The 15,583-nt window shown below is 42.9% G+C and carries 12 protein-coding genes; 4 read left to right on the top strand and 8 right to left on the bottom strand.

Going from position 1 to position 15,583, the window contains the following annotated elements; translation table 11 throughout:
• Positions 1 to 101: 101 nt before the first annotated feature.
• A complete protein-coding gene (locus A6J60_RS00400) occupies positions 102 to 914 on the top strand; it encodes a phosphatase PAP2 family protein (protein WP_096064240.1) in 813 nt (270 codons plus the stop codon).
• 166 nt (positions 915 to 1,080) lie between these two features.
• Here the strand turns inward: A6J60_RS00400 and A6J60_RS00395 are convergent, their stop codons facing one another.
• Entirely contained in the window at positions 1,081 to 1,734 is a 654-nt protein-coding gene (locus A6J60_RS00395) for a PH domain-containing protein (protein WP_193777989.1), read from the bottom strand.
• A 252-nt stretch (positions 1,735 to 1,986) separates the two neighbouring features.
• Here A6J60_RS00395 and A6J60_RS00390 point away from each other — a divergent pair, with 252 nt between their 5' ends.
• On the top strand, positions 1,987 to 2,724 hold the full coding sequence (locus tag A6J60_RS00390) for a hypothetical protein (RefSeq protein WP_096064238.1): 738 nt from the start codon (positions 1,987 to 1,989) through the stop codon (positions 2,722 to 2,724).
• A gap of 132 nt (positions 2,725 to 2,856) precedes the next feature.
• Here the strand turns inward: A6J60_RS00390 and A6J60_RS00385 are convergent, their stop codons facing one another.
• From A6J60_RS00385 to A6J60_RS00365, 5 genes are all read right to left on the bottom strand, one after another.
• Positions 2,857 to 3,615: an SH3 domain-containing protein gene (locus A6J60_RS00385; protein ID WP_096064237.1), complete on the bottom strand. Its 759-nt coding sequence runs from the start codon at positions 3,613 to 3,615 to the stop codon at positions 2,857 to 2,859.
• 119 nt (positions 3,616 to 3,734) lie between these two features.
• Positions 3,735 to 4,241: a hypothetical protein gene (locus A6J60_RS00380; protein ID WP_096064236.1), complete on the bottom strand. Its 507-nt coding sequence runs from the start codon at positions 4,239 to 4,241 to the stop codon at positions 3,735 to 3,737.
• A gap of 104 nt (positions 4,242 to 4,345) precedes the next feature.
• Positions 4,346 to 5,131: an alpha-ketoglutarate-dependent dioxygenase AlkB family protein gene (locus A6J60_RS00375; protein WP_096064235.1), complete on the bottom strand. Its 786-nt coding sequence runs from the start codon at positions 5,129 to 5,131 to the stop codon at positions 4,346 to 4,348.
• A gap of 160 nt (positions 5,132 to 5,291) precedes the next feature.
• A complete protein-coding gene (locus A6J60_RS00370) occupies positions 5,292 to 6,050 on the bottom strand; it encodes a hypothetical protein (protein ID WP_096064234.1) in 759 nt (252 codons plus the stop codon).
• A 58-nt stretch (positions 6,051 to 6,108) separates the two neighbouring features.
• Positions 6,109 to 6,468: a nuclear transport factor 2 family protein gene (locus tag A6J60_RS00365; RefSeq protein WP_096064233.1), complete on the bottom strand. Its 360-nt coding sequence runs from the start codon at positions 6,466 to 6,468 to the stop codon at positions 6,109 to 6,111.
• A 448-nt stretch (positions 6,469 to 6,916) separates the two neighbouring features.
• Here A6J60_RS00365 and A6J60_RS00360 point away from each other — a divergent pair, with 448 nt between their 5' ends.
• On the top strand, positions 6,917 to 8,047 hold the full coding sequence (locus A6J60_RS00360; RefSeq protein WP_096064232.1) for a porin: 1,131 nt from the start codon (positions 6,917 to 6,919) through the stop codon (positions 8,045 to 8,047).
• A gap of 114 nt (positions 8,048 to 8,161) precedes the next feature.
• Positions 8,162 to 9,226, top strand: a complete 1,065-nt coding sequence (locus tag A6J60_RS00355; protein WP_096064231.1) for an alpha-hydroxy acid oxidase — start codon at positions 8,162 to 8,164, stop codon at positions 9,224 to 9,226.
• A 210-nt stretch (positions 9,227 to 9,436) separates the two neighbouring features.
• On the opposite strand, the gene A6J60_RS00350 is transcribed toward A6J60_RS00355, so the two are convergent.
• The gene (locus A6J60_RS00350) at positions 9,437 to 10,360 is read right to left on the bottom strand and encodes a hypothetical protein (protein WP_096064230.1); all 924 of its coding nucleotides are present in this window, start codon (positions 10,358 to 10,360) and stop codon (positions 9,437 to 9,439) included.
• 369 nt (positions 10,361 to 10,729) lie between these two features.
• Positions 10,730 to 15,145: an ATP-dependent RNA helicase HrpA gene (gene hrpA, locus A6J60_RS00345; RefSeq protein ID WP_227526004.1), complete on the bottom strand. Its 4,416-nt coding sequence runs from the start codon at positions 15,143 to 15,145 to the stop codon at positions 10,730 to 10,732.
• Positions 15,146 to 15,583 lie beyond the last annotated feature (438 nt).

Below are 15,583 nucleotides of genomic sequence, written 5' to 3'. Positions count from 1 at the left end.
CCGTCTCACCTTAACGCTATCTTCATACTTTGCTGCCTATACTAAATCCATCAGGCCAGTTCACCACCTGTCTATTTAATTTAAAATGGATAATCACTAAAATGAACTCTCGCAGCAATCATTTTGACAGCGCCACCTGTTTTAAGCTGATGTGTTTGACCCTCATCGCCGTCTTTGGTTTTGACCATAGCCAATTAGATGTATTAATTAATCGATTATTTTTTGTCGATGGGCACTGGCTGTTATCAAAAGGCGCGCAGCCGCTGACTTTTATATTTTATGATGTACCCAAATACCTGTTGATTGGGTTTGGTGTGACTTTATTGCTGACATTCCTCAGTAATCTGAAGCTCAATCATTCTACCAATCACGGCACAGCCAAACATAAAGATAACGCTCATCCGCCAACCAAAAATGCCATTATCGGCTTACCTAGCATCGGATTATCAAACCGTGAAATCGGCTATCTCATCGTGTCTTTGATGATGATACCTGCCAGCATTTTCCTATTAAAAACAGCAACCCATGTCAGTTGTCCCAGTGATCTTGCCTTATTTGGCGGCACTCAGCCCTATCTTGGTATTGGTCATAGCCTAGCCAGTGGTTTAAGTGGATCAAGCAGCTTAATTGACTCAACTAATAGCTGCTTCCCAGCCGCTCATGCCAGCACTGGATTTGCATTATATGCGTTTGCTTTTTTACCGCGTTTATATCGCCATCGTTACCTAATTTTTAAAACAGTAACCGCCATTGGTTGGACACTGGGTCTATATAAAATGCTTATTGGTGACCATTTCTTTAGTCATACCTTAGTGTCTATGCTACTGTCACTGACCATTAGCTATAGCTTGGCGTATGTTTTCTTCACCTTGTCTGCACGTCAGTCAACATTACGGCCTATCGACCTTCACTAGATAATTGATTAGATATCAACATAGAACTTCGAAGTTGCTTCGAAGAAAAACTATTTGTTTGACCTTATTTATTTAACCCTAACAAATAAAAAAACCAGTCATACTCTTGTGGTATAACTGGTTTTTGCGTTTACTAGTTAATGACTTTTATTACTTTATCGTCAAGCTATTGTGGTAGAGACGATAAGAAACGCGCTTTTTCAGCTTGAAATTGTTCAGAAGCAATCAATCTTTGCTTAGCGTATTCGAACTCTTCATCTGTCAGGGCACCTAATGTAGCAAGCTTATCTAAGCGCTCTAACATATCGAATAATGGGGTTTGATAAGTAGCATTCGCAGAAGCAGTTGGTTGCGACTTTTTATCGGCCAGCTCTTTTAGCCACTTATTGGCCAAACTGGCAATTACCTTAACCGTTGATTTATGAGCATTATCAATGACTAACATTCTACTGCCCAAATCAATCATTATCTTGCCAAACATAAATCCTTGAGAGGCAGATACAGCTTGCACATGATCATGACGAATGCTTTGGGTATCAACAGATTTGGTTAACATCGCATGGTCAAGGAACAAAAATCGATCGCTGGTTAAAACCACAAGCCACGTATTTGAACCAAAATCAAATGAATTTGAGGTCTCTGTTTGATCCATAATACCTGAGGTTAGAGCAAACACCACTTCATCGGCTTCCAAATATTCTGATAATACTCTAAGCTCTTTTTTAGTACCAAATGAATCAAGCTCAACACCGTTTAACCGACAAATCTCGCCCCAATTTTCAGATTTAGTATACTCAGCATACTTATCGAAATTCTCCATAGCCCCTCCCATTTTTAACATATATTTATTATTAATTAATTAATATAAAACCAGTACATACTGTCAATCTCATCAGTAGCTATCAATCTCATTAATAACTATCAACGCTTATAAACGTCACTAACTGTCGCTTAGTGCTAAAGCAGATATTGCCTAATCTACAGATACGGTTAAAATAGATACAGTTAAAGTAGAACACCAAGTACAATACAGTCAAAGATTGGACTGCCTAACACAAGTCGAGGATTGCAGATGAATATTTATAGTGATGAAGAACAACAAGCCATCCGTGACTTCTTTGAAAACACCATACCCACCTTCCCTTTTCGTATTCGCGCAAAACCTGTGGCCAAAGTGTCTGTCGCTACCATTAGAAACTTAATTGCGCTATGCAAAGATGTCGATTATTTTGTCCCTAAAGCGGTTTTCTACTTTTTAAGAAACCTATGTGCCGATAACTTTGAGCAAAGTGCCAACTGCTTTGAGCTAGAAATCATGCAGACTCAAGGTTTTATGTCGATGCTATATATGTATGAGGCATTTCACAATCGCCTTGAAGATACGCTGACCTCTTATACTTGGGAGTATTTGCGTCTGAAGAATGAAGATAATATCAGTCATGATGAACCGGCTGTGGATTACATGACCGTGGTGCCTGTGGTTGTGATACCACCGATGCTGAAACAGTATGATTTTGACTACGATATCGCTATTAATAAAAAGTGGTATGTAGCGATAAAGCAGATTGAATATGCGGACTTGCATCATGTGGTGGTCGTCACGCGTGACGGTGACTCTTCAATCATAAGCTTATCTCAGCTGCTAGGTTACGATTATAAGGACTTTGATGCAGACCCCTATCCCGATTTTGACGCACAGATGGATTTGAGTGATGTCGATCCTAAAGTAGCACTGGATTTGATTAAAACCTGCGGGCTGCAAGGCTTTATCCTACCGCCAGATGTCTATGAGTCTAACACTAAATGTTAGTGCCAGCCTGAATAACCAGTACGACTGAATACCAGTAACCATACCAAAAATAAAAAAAGCTGCTATCACATGACAGCAGCTTTTTAACTTATAAAGCCTTTAAAACGCTTGAGCGCTTAAAACAGTTACACCCTACACCACTGTTTTGCCGATATAACGCCCTTGCTCAATGGCAAACAGCACTCGATATGTTCCAGCACCATCACCCTCTGTAGCTGATATATAGACGCTATCGGTATTGGCATCATAATAAACCTTAGTATCTCTCAAATAGATATTAAACAAGCTTTCAATATCACTTTGCGGGATACGAATGGTGTTATCGCCAATGCTTACCGTGATTGCCTTATAGTGATTCATATTATTTGGCTCACCGCCATCGGTTCCCCAAAAAGGCTGACCTTTATAATGACTCAGGTAGCAGCTGGTTAATGGTTTACCGTCATGGTGACATTGTTCTGTAAATTGATGCTTATTGGCAGGATAATCAAAGTCTTGCGCTTCGATAGTGACCCGAACTTTGTCATTTGCAAACTCAATGGTTTGCTGTGCTGCATCAAAGGCACTCATCGCAACTTCGGTACTCATCCCCTGCTTATCGCTATCGATAAAGCGCACTCTAGAATGATGAATATAGCCATTTAACTCATTATTTGGATCAAATTGAGGATAGCCATATAGCCAGCTGTCATACGTCTCATCGTCATACACATAGACAAATTTACCGGAGGTTATTCGCCCTAATATTTTGCCGCTATTACTTGGCGCTTGACGCACATTAACATAACCATCGGCATCCACAATTTTGCCAAATTCAGCATGGCTCGTTGTGGTCGCACCCAATAGTGTCGCTGCAAATATTAATAGCGCCGGAATGGCTGCTTTATTCATAGCTATCCGCCCTCTGTTTTTTCGTATTCTGTGTCTTTGGTTTTTAGCTATCCAACTGTTAACTATCCGCCATTTAGCTATCCGGGCTTAACGCTAATCAGATTTAGCACTAACCAAGGTTAAAGACACATTTGCATGATATTGGCCAAAGCAGATACGCCATCGACATCGATGCTATCGCTAATTTCACAGCTATTTCCATTGCACAGCAACGAATAGTCTTTAATGTCATAGCCGCCATCGAAGTCAATACGCACTCTGACGTCACCGCCGCCCAACTCTGTAAAATCAAGCGCAGTCGCTTCTTCTAGCCCCCAGCCATTACTGCTTAACAGATTTAAGCCCCAACCTGCTTGATGACACTCAGTAAGCGCACCCTCATCATCAACACCACTGTCACTTTGAATCAAGTCGATAGCGTATCTTAAATCCCTATTTGCAAAAGGATAAAGTACTTCTGCTGCCTCATAATCACCTGTGGTTTGAATGTCATACAGTGCATGGGCATAAACACTTTTTACGGTATCAAGACGCGCTTCGCTATTGGCAAAGCTAGTGGTAGTGATAAGGCCAGCGGCTAATAGCATAATGGCAGAGCGTGACTTTTTGATAAATGATGGGTTCATAATGCACCTTTGTGGTTTGATTGTTCGATTGTGCGTTATTATAAAACATAATAAGCATTTCTAGCGCATAAAAATAAGCCTAATCAGCAATTTATTTGCGATAGCTACACCTGAATGGTTCGAAACGTTAAGTTAACACGGTGTCCAGTTACTCGCATTTGTTTGGGTACACTGTGCTGCCAATGGTGCTGCAGCGCACCAGCCATTACTAGCACACTGCCATGATGCAAACCTATCTCTAATTTACAGCTGTGATCTTGCTTACGACGTAATAAAAAGCGGCGGCTTTCACCGAAGTTGACCGATGCAATCAAGGGATTGACGCCAAGCTCTGGCTCGTCATCGGCATGCCAGCTCATATGATCCCTGCCATCTCGATACCAATTGAGCAGCACACTGTTAAACCGGCGCTGACATACCGGCATTAGTGCCTCACCAATGCTTAGCAGTAAGTCGTTCCATGGCTTAGGCGTCAGCGCAATATTAGAATAAGAGTAATGACAGTCTTCGTCACCATACCAAGCGGTTAATCGAGGCAGCAGATGAGTTTTGCCAAACATACTAATACTGTCTTGCTGCCAGTCAATATGTCGAAATTGATGAGCATCGGGCTGTGTGTCAGCGCGCCAGTCATGGGTTTTATAATCTATATCATCACAGCCTAACAAGGCATCCAAATAGGCATCACTGGTGTGAGTATCAAAATAAGCCGGCGCATAATACAGCCTGCCCTCTGGCACATCAATCACTACACCTCGCCCATCTGGATGTAAGTGTGCTGGATAGTTGCTCTGCCTAAACTTGCCGTTAACAATCAAAGATGACACCGGCTCTGTTAGGTCAGGTTCACTATCTGCATCGAACAAGCTGTGTTGTTGCTTAACTGACATAAGCTAACCCTCATGTGTCGCTTTTGCTCTGTGGTTTTACTATGAGACCTTAATTTTAAGTACTTATTTTTAATCGCAACCTTAAATATATAGATTAACAAACAAGGCCAACCTGTTGACCAATGGCCACAATGGCCATAAGTTCAGCCATACTTTAAATTCAATCAATGCAGATAATTGAGCCGGTTACTCTAAAGTCTTCAATGGTTGCACCACAGCCAAAGTAACTATTACTTGCTGCACAAGTGGCCCTTTCTATATCGTGCCCTACCATACAATGACCCTGACACTCATCGGATGACTGACATGGCTTGCCAGCATCTGTATAGTTGGTAACACATGTGGGTGTTTGCGCCATACCGACCAATCGCCACTCTCTACCCTCAACACTTTCACAAGCGACTTTAGCGGGATCTGCTCCTAGTTTATGAACTTTTTTAACATTGACCACAGTCACATTGTTGTAATCTGAACCTCTTTTATAATCCCCTACGATTTGCACCCGATCACCTAACTCAAAAGCCTGTTCTGAATTCGTATCAGAGTACGCCAGTACTTCTGTCGGTATTAGCGCCTTAACAAATACTATTTTATCGTAATTAAATAACCGCAACTGGATGCCGTCATCAGTGGTTCTTGCAGTATAAACTTCAAGCACATCAAGACCGGCGATAGGCTCTGAAGGTTTATTGTTAATGCCGACTGGTTTAACTTCTGATACCTCAATCGCACTTTCAATGTTCGGATGAGTCTGGGTTTGGGGTGACTGAACTACCGTTGCGTTCGACAATTTTTCTGTACTGCTATTGCTGAAGCAACCGGTTAAACTTAAAGTCAACATGACAATAATGAAAGCTAAAATATAGCTGATAAAATTTGCTGTTTTGGCCGTTAAAGCATGAGCTTTATGCATTGACATGATGTATAACTTCCTAGCATTTAATTAAAATAGGTATTAAGCATTTAAAGCCGCCAACCTAAAACGCAGTACCCTGGTACATCAAGAATTTGTAGCCATCCTCATGTTTGCGCCAAATAGAAATGGCTTTGTTTTGTAATGATAACGGCTTATCCTCAGCAAGCAGCTTTAGATGCAAGTCACCGGTAGCCATCACATACTCGCCCATATCAATCACGTTATCGATGTCAAAGCGGATGTCTTGATAATTATAATAGCCGTGTCTTAGCTTATACATATAAGATGTTAAGTCATCAATTTTGCCACTACTGTGCACATAGCGCAGTTGTGGATCGCATAGCTTTTCAAATTGATCATATTGCTTGTTAATCAAATAATCAAAACGCTGCTGCTCTAACTCATTAATCATCTGCTTCATTTTTTGCTCCTAATTTATTTAAACCATTTATTTTACTTAAATCATTAACGTTATTTAAACCATTCACGCCTGCTGCTTAACAAGCGGATAGAACTGCTTACCTTTTCACTATAACAGTCACTCTTTTCGCCCCTTATAATGATAAAGCATATACTCATAATATGTTCTTACCTAATAAATCATAAAAAATAAGCCAAAAAAAATAAACCAAAAGAGAGCGTCTATGAATCCCGTTAGACTTATAATTTACCTCGACCAATTTAGCTTAAATAGCAGTCTTAATTGCTTAATATAAATTATTTTATTTTTAAATATAAAGAGAATATCTTAATAATTGCATTTGCTTATCTGCCTATCATAAGCTAGATTATAACGTCTATAACCAACCTTTTTATTGGATTTTGATATCCATCATTTACGTTAATCTAGTGTTTATATAGTGATATTTATGAAAAAAATTGTGCTAAGCCTTGCTATCGCCACTGCCTTATCAACTCAAGCCTATGCAGAACCAACCATGTTTGGTAATTTATTTGTTGCCGGCGATTATGCCGATGGTAAGTTCAAAGCAGACCGTCAGGAAATTGAGCGACTTAATGCCCAACATAACCAATCATTTAAGGCTAAGCACAGTACAGACTATACCGATATCAACAGTTATAAATCATCGATTGGTTGGAAAGGTTCTGAAGCCATTACCGAAAATACCGATGTTATTTATCAACTGCAATTTGGCGTAGATGTCGCTGGCAGTACTGACGTTAGCTTACAAAACCGCAGTAACTTTTTGGGTCTAAGCAATAAAGACTGGGGCACATTGCGCGTCGGTAGATACTGGACGCCGATTGATTTGATAAACAATGTGGTTGTCGCCCGTGGTTACTGGGATAACAATGGCACAACAGCACTTTCTGCAACTGAGCCTGATGTGCGTGCGTTAAATATGACCGATGCCATTCCTCGTGTCTCTAATATGGCACTATGGACCTCGCCCAAAAAGGACAATCTGCCGTTTGAGGTTGCCTTGATGTACAGTACAGATGAGCCTTCTGACAATCCTGCAGATAGCGAAGGTTACGGCGGCTATGTCACCTACGATCAAGACAGCGGCTTAATCGCCAGTATTGCCTACGATAAAGACATCGATATTGCCGGCGATGTGGTACGTGCCACAGCAACCTACGATTTAGAACGCATCTCAGATCTGCCAGTCACTATCGGTGCTCTATATCAACAGGCCGATTATGATGACATGGCGACTAAAGAAAAAGGCTATGTACTGAGCGCACAATGGCGAGTAGATGGTTTATCGCGTCCAACAACCTTATATGCGCAGTACAACAACAGTAGCGATCTTGGCGGTGTGCGTGGTGCAGACTCTCAGCAATATGTGGTCGGCGGTCAGTATCACTTGCGCAAAAATATCATTGCCCATGCCTATACCGGCTATAACAAAGCAGAAGATGTGCGCGGCGTTGTTGGAACGGTGACTGATGCTCAAGGCAATAATTCTGCTGTATATGCCAATGGTGACAGTGATATCTTTGCGTTAGGCGCTGGTCTTGAGTATATTTTTTAATCAACGTGCTGACCCAGTCCTGAACACCAAAGCTTGAAACATAAAACTAGACACTGAAGTCACAACCCTTAAATAAAATGTATTTAAAATATAACTAGAATAAGGAAGTCCCCTATGAAAAATAAAAGCTTACAACACGAACTTGAAAACTATCCTATCAACGACTTATCGCAAGTTACCAACTTGTTTGACTTTGAAGTGTTGGCAAAAAAACACATGAGTCAAAGCGCATTTGCCTATGTCTCAACCGGCGCTGGCGAAGAGATTACCTTTAACAAAAATCACAGCGCTTTTGACGATATCTTCTTAAACCCTAGAGTGCTAAATCAAGCAGGCGAGTTAGACACTAAAGTCAGCTTATTTGGTGATACGCTAGACTACCCCATTATGGTAGACCCATTCGCATTTCAAAGAATCATGCATCCTGATGGTGAGTTAGCGACTGTTAAAGGGGCTGGTAAAGCCAATACCGCTTGTGTGATCAGCTCTTTTACTTCTACCTCATTAGAAGACATTCAACAAGTAGCGACCACACCTATTTGGTTTCAGCTATATATTCAAAAAGACAAACAGTTTGCCAAAGACGTCATCAAGCAAGTAGAAGCCAACGGTTGCCGCGCCATCTGTATTACCTTAGACTCAGTGGCCTCTGCGGTACGCAACAAAGAGCAGAAAATCGGCTTTAATTTGCCAGATGATTTGGTTACCCCTTACAAAATTGGCCGACCAGTACCAGTCAGCTGGCAACTGGTTGAAGAGCTTATTGCCTACACTAAGCTACCAGTATTAATTAAAGGCATTGTCAGTGCCGAAGATGCACAGCGTGCCATTGATATCGGCGCAGCAGGGATTATTGTCTCTAATCATGGTGGCAGAAAGCTAGACACTGCACCGCCAACTATTGAAGCACTGCCTAGAGTGGTTGAGCGCGTTGAAAAGCGTATTCCGGTACTGCTTGATGGTGGCATCCGCCGTGGTACTGATGTTCTAAAAGCACTGGGATTAGGAGCTGATGCAGTATTATTAGGTAAGCCCATTGCTCAAGCATTAGGCGCAGCCGGTGCAGATGGTGTTGAAAAAGCGCTTAAAATACTGCAACACGAATTTGAAATGGCAATGTTACTAACTGGCCGCGGCAGCATTGACCAAATTGATTCATCGGTTATCTGGGAATCTTAATAATATAAATGCTTTTGATTAGCGTAAAATAAAAAAAGGAATACCCAAGCGGTATTCCTTTTTTGTGTTCAAATTTTATATATTCAGGCTTTTTAGACTGAGTATAGTTAAAGAAATCTAAAATGGTTACAAGGCAACCAAGCGCAAGTACTACAAATGTAGGCTTAGCGAGGTTAACACCGTAACCGATTAGTATTTCGCTAACTATATTTAATGATTGACAGCGATATAACGCTTCGGTGACTTTTGCCAGTGACAAATAGCCGCTTCCATTTGCTGATAGCCGACATCTAAATAATCGGCTAAACCAACCGCATGTGCATCTAATTGCTCATTGTTTAACATACCAAATAACAGCTTAGCACCACGTTTAGGACCACTGGCCTCTGCTATATAACAACTGTCTGGCGCCACATCTGCCAAATCCATTTTGCCGAGCAAACACAGATATTCAAAAGTCGATAGCCGTCCAAATCGATAAATATTTTGGCGTATCAATGTATATAGCGTTTGAAAATAAGCCGTTTTATCAGCTTCCGCCTTATTTGACTTAGCCCTATTTGACTCAGGCTTGAATAAAGCACGATGTCCGCCCTGCTCACCTATAAAGCCAATATAGCTGTTAAACACCGCAGGCAACTGAGCCAATGACTCATAAGCTCTATGATGACCAAACTTCGGCTTGGGATGATGCGATGCCAGTGCTTCCGAAACGTCTTGCAAGACCTCATCTACTGATGACACCTGCTGCGTTATAAACTGCCATGTCAGCTTAGACTCTGATAATCCTAAAGCACCATACAATAAACGCATAAACGCCCAATCGTTGTCTTCGCTGTCATTGGTATATATCAGCAAAAAACACAGCCAGCAGGCTTCGTCATAATCTGAATCTTTTAATAGCACAATGGCTTTAATAGGGTCAAAGTCTGGTGATTTTGGATCACAGCAAGTTTGCGGTATTGATTGATTAAATAAAACCTCAATTTGCTGCTGTTGCTCAATACTGTCTAACAACTGCAAGGCCAGTATTTCATAACTAATCGCCGGCAAGCTATCGCTAAGCTGATGGATTTGCAAATACTGGCGGATGTCGTCGGCGAGCTTAATAGATGGTTCGTTACGAGAATGCATAGGCTTAGTTTAAATTTATTCCGTATTGATAAAAAAGAGCACGTGACGAGATAGAATCCATCCCAACCCTTCCTTTAACAAAGGAAGGGATCTGTATCTTGTATAATTTGTAGGTTGGTGTCGAGGGACGAAATCCAACAAACTCGATGCCAGTCTATATACGATATTTTTAAAGGCTTTGAATGTGGCCGTGGGATGCGGTTTAGCCTCGATTGTAGCGGATATACTGACGGTCAAGATGGGTTGCAGCAGCTTGCGATACACTGGCTCACGCAGTAAGAGACAGTGTATCGCTTAGCGAATGCCGCATCCTGACTGGCAGATAGTAGCGAAAAGCGAGATTGGCTCCAAATTATCCAGCCCAAACAGCTATTTACGGGCAGTCACTTTGGCCCACGTTTTTTCCAGACGCTTTTGTGATACGGCTTGACGGGTTTTCATTGGCTGTGCAAACAGCTGAATGCGAAACTCTTCAACCAGCCAGCGGTATTCACTAATGCTGTCATCGTCAGCACGGCCAGCGAGACGCTCCATGTGCACATCCAGCTCATAAACCGCATCTAGGTCACCATCAAGATTGTGCTCAAGGCGCTCAATGCGTATCTCTAACGCCTCTAAATAGCGAGGATATTGCTGCCAATGTTCATAATCCATACGGTACACAAAGTCCGATAAATGCAAATCATCGAGCTGATCTTCAATATCATCAATCGACTCGCCGAATATCTCACGATCGAGCATCAGCAGACTACGACGGATACGCTGCCAACGGCTATAGACCTCTTTTAACAGCTTAAGAACCGTCTGCCCTTGCAATAAAAACTGCGCCAATAGCACTTCGGCTGTTTTGTTAAAATCAATCTCATCAAATGGCAATTGCTTGGCCAGCTTATACGCAGCCTGATCGGCATTATCCGGTAGCAGCTGCTTGTGATCATTGTACTGCGGCGCATGAATTTCCATCGTCGCATCTAAAGTGGCATCGACGAGAATGGTCTTTAACTTTTCCATATCGCCAAGTGGTGCAAATGCCAGCTTGAAGGTCTTATCAATTTGGCTGGTCAGCTGCTTTTGTTTGGCGCCCAGTTGCAGCCTGATTAAGGTCAGCACGCCCTTGCGATGCGCGGTTAAAGCCGCAGTCACGTCAGTAAACTGATGGATAGTAACCGCTTCGCCCGCCTCATCAGCGACTAAGGCCGAAAACTCCTTCATAACAATACCGGCACTATGGCGGTTCTTACTGAATCTAAAGTGCTCTGGGAACTCAGTATGTACCCCTTCAGTGTCTTTGCTTGAGCTTAGCGCTTGACTGGTTTCTGATGCATGACGCTGCTGCAGTGCCTTTAAGTCACGACCCTTTTCGATAATGCGGTTTTTATCATCGACCACACAAATCTGTGGTTGTAGATAACGATCAATGGCTGAAGGATTAAAGTCATTGGCCGTCACCCCGACCACGCCTCGACGCTGTAAGGCTTGGCACAATTGATTGAGCAGCCCTACTTGGTGATTCTTTTCTAACTCGTCATACAGCTGATCGGCGGTATCTGGAATCGGTACAATCTTACGGCGAATGTCTTTTGGCAGAGATTTTAACAACTGCAATACCAGCTCATAGCGCCAACCTGGCACACCCCATAGCAGCTCGACCGCATCTAACTGTGGTAAGGCCGCCAATGGCACACGAATGCTGACTCCATCATCTTCTGAAGCTGGATCAAAAACGTATTTAAGCGGCAGTTTTAAATCACCCAATTGCCAAATCTCAGGGAACTCCCCTGTGGTTGGTGCCGTCTCTTTGAGCACATCTTCATCGGTAAAGAATAAGAACTGCGGATCTTCTTTTTCTACTTCAGCACGCCAGTCTTCAAAGGCCTTACGGCTGGCAATATGCGCGGGGATTTTACGCTCATAAAACTGATACAGATCTTCTTCATCAACCAATAAGTCTCGGCGACGTAGCTTATCTTCGATACGCTCAACATCGGCAATCTTCTCTAAGTTATGCTGTAAAAACGGTGCTTGGCGACCGAAATTACCCGTGACTAGGCCATCACGAATAAAGATCTCGCGTGACTCTTCTAGATTGACTTGCTCATAGTTAGTCAACTGCTTGGCGACCACAATCAGACCAAACAAACTAATCTGTGCGTAAGCACGTACTCGACCGGTCTTCTTCGACCAGTGCGGCTCAAAGTAGTGATACTTAAGCAAATCACCGGCAGCCGAGACAATCCATTCCGGCTCAATCTTCGCCACAGTACGCATAAACACTTGCGAGGTTTCAACTATTTCAAACGCCATCACCCAAGCAGGTGCTTGCTTAAATACAGTACTGGCAGGGAAAATCTTGGCTTTTTGCTGTCGAGCAGCTAGGTATTCACCGCGCTGATCGGTTTTGTGTGCAATCACGGATAGCAAACCAGTTAATAAGGCTCTATGCAAGTTGGCATATTTCACCGCACGCAGCTCATCATTGACGTCATCAGCGTCGGCAATCAGTACTGGAGACACTTGGGTGCTGATTTGATTGGACGACTGATTTTGTGAAGTCTTTTTGCCTTTAGCAGATTTTGATTTAGAGGCTTTTTTGTTAGCGGTTTTGGCTTGCGCTGTTGCATTAAGTGCTGCTTGCGGCAAGCTTTTGGGCATATCTTTTTGTGCGGTGCCCGAGTCAGTCAGCAGCTTTAAGTCAGTGACCATCTGCTCTAGCTGACGATAAGTACGCTCCCATTCACGCAAACGCGGGAAGCTTAGATAGTGCTTTTTGGCAAAGTTACGGCGCTGACTGCTGCTTAGCTTATTACTGCCTCCGGCATACAGCGCTTGCCATAGACTTAAATAAAACAAAAAGTCAGAGTCTGGTTGACGGAATAAAGCATGCTTTTGATCGGCCTGTGCTCGCTTCTCAGCCGGACGCTCTCGCGGATCTTGAACCGCAAGTGCCGCAACGATAATCAGCATCTCTAGCATACAATCAAAGTCACTACCGGCAACCAACATACGCGCCAGCCTTGGATCAATAGGCATGCGCGCCATCTTCTGACCAACACGCGTCAGTTTAACATCATTTAAGGTCTGCTTTGCCAATGGCTTTTTAGCGTCCGGACGCTTGGGTGCAAGCGCGCCTAATTCATCAAGCAGTTTACGACCATCTTTGACCAGACGACTGTCTGGCGGCTCAATAAAGTCAAAGTCTTCAACCGAGCCCAAGCGTAGATTGGCCATCTGTAAAATAACCGATGCTAAGTTGGTGCGCAGAATTTCAGGCTCAGTGTATTCAGGACGACTGGCAAAGTCCTCTTCTGAATATAGACGAATACACACACCAGGTGCCACACGACCACAGCGACCTTTACGCTGGTTGGCTGCCGCTTGGGAAATGGCTTCAATCGGTAAACGCTGCACCCGTGAACGATACGAATAACGTGAAATACGAGCAAAACCTAAGTCAATGACGTAACGAATACCTGGTACGGTCAACGCGGTTTCAGCAACGTTAGTGGCAATCACAATACGCCGGCCACGACCCGATGGCTTAAAAATACGCTGCTGCTCAGAATAAGATTGACGCGCAAACAGCGGCAGCACTTCAGTATGACGCGGCCCATGCGCAATCAATACCTCCTGCATCTCTCGGATTTCAGCTTCGGTAGCTGCAAAGATTAAGATATCAGCATGCTCAGGATGCCCTTTGGCTACCGCATCTTCAAAACACTCTTCTACCGCTGCCACTACCGCTCGAGGCAAGTTGTCCTCAAAGTCATCATAGCTGTCATCATCAGAGCTGCCCACAGGCGTGTCAGTTAGCGGACGATAGCGCACTTCTACTGGATAACCACGACCTTCGACATCGATAACCGGCGCCGGAATCATTTTCTTTTTGGCTTTATCATATTGCGCAAAGTATTCACTAAAGCGGCCGGTATCTAATGTGGCCGAAGTAATGATGACTTTAAGATCTGGGCGCTTAGGCAGCAGCTGCTTAAGATAACCCATGATAAAGTCAATATTTAGACTTCGCTCATGCGCCTCGTCAATAATGATGGTGTCGTATCGAGACAAAAATCGATCATGACCAAGCTCAGCCAATAAGATACCATCGGTCATCAATTTGACTACCGACTTGGCCGTGCCTTGTTCATTAAAGCGAATCTTAAAGCTGACCGTATCACCCAGTGGCTCTTCTAGCTCTTCAGCGATACGGTTAGCCACACTACGCGCTGCCAAACGTCTGGGCTGTGTATGACCAATTTGACCGGTCACACCACGCCCTGCCATCATGGCAAGCTTGGGCAGCTGAGTGGTCTTACCCGATCCAGTTTCACCGGCCACAATGATAACCTGATGATCGATAATGGCTTGGACAATATCCTCAGCGCGCTTACTGACCGGCAGCTCATGATTAAGACGCGCTGGCATGTCATCAGGAATGCTGTCCATGCGCTCTTGTACCGCTTGCTGCGAACGCTGTTTGATTTGTTCAAACTTGGCTTGTTTTTCAGCCACAACTTTTGGCGGTATGTTTTTGTTAGGACGAGTAATCTCACGCTGCAAACGACTTAAAAAATGACGGTCTTTTGCCAAAACTGGCAGCTCATTTAGTTGCTTAGCAGTCAAAATGTCATTGGTCGGCGTAATAACCGGTTTTACTGCTGATTTATCTGATTGCTGTTGCTGATTTTTTTGACGGTTATCCGCTTTATGCTGCGTATGTTGACTCGAGCTATTTTGATCTGTCATGTCTTGATCAGAAGAGGGTTTACTATTGGTATCGTTTGTCATAATTTTGGCTTGGGTCAGCTATTTTTGTCATAGTCAAAGAAGGTTAAATGGTATTAAATTAACCAGATGCGCGCTACATTATAAATAAACGTCGCAAGGTTAAATACTTTAGCATTTGGCCGTTCGTTGACTAGTCATTATAAGAATAAGTATCAATAAAAGAGTGTTATTAAGCGTGTTGTTAAAAGGTGAACGTAGTATTAAAAAAATAAAATAAAAATTAAAACATTGCGATTAAAAAATCACGATTATCAAAATATTATATGATGAATTAGAGAGTCTATGAGGGTGAAACTGTTCAAAATCAAGGCGTGATTGGTGCATACTCATCGACTCTACCCTTTACTATCAGCTTTCAGGTTAAACTCGTCTGGTTTTTAGATTGCCTTTTTGCTAATCTCAAAAGCTGGTGTACAGTATACTCACTATCGACTTTGC

This window comes from Psychrobacter sp. FDAARGOS_221, from assembly GCF_002313155.2.
In the GTDB taxonomy this organism is placed as follows: Bacteria; Pseudomonadota; Gammaproteobacteria; order Pseudomonadales; family Moraxellaceae; genus Psychrobacter.
The sequence above is the reverse complement of the archived record's forward strand: the minus strand, read 5'-3'. Positions and strand labels throughout refer to the sequence as shown.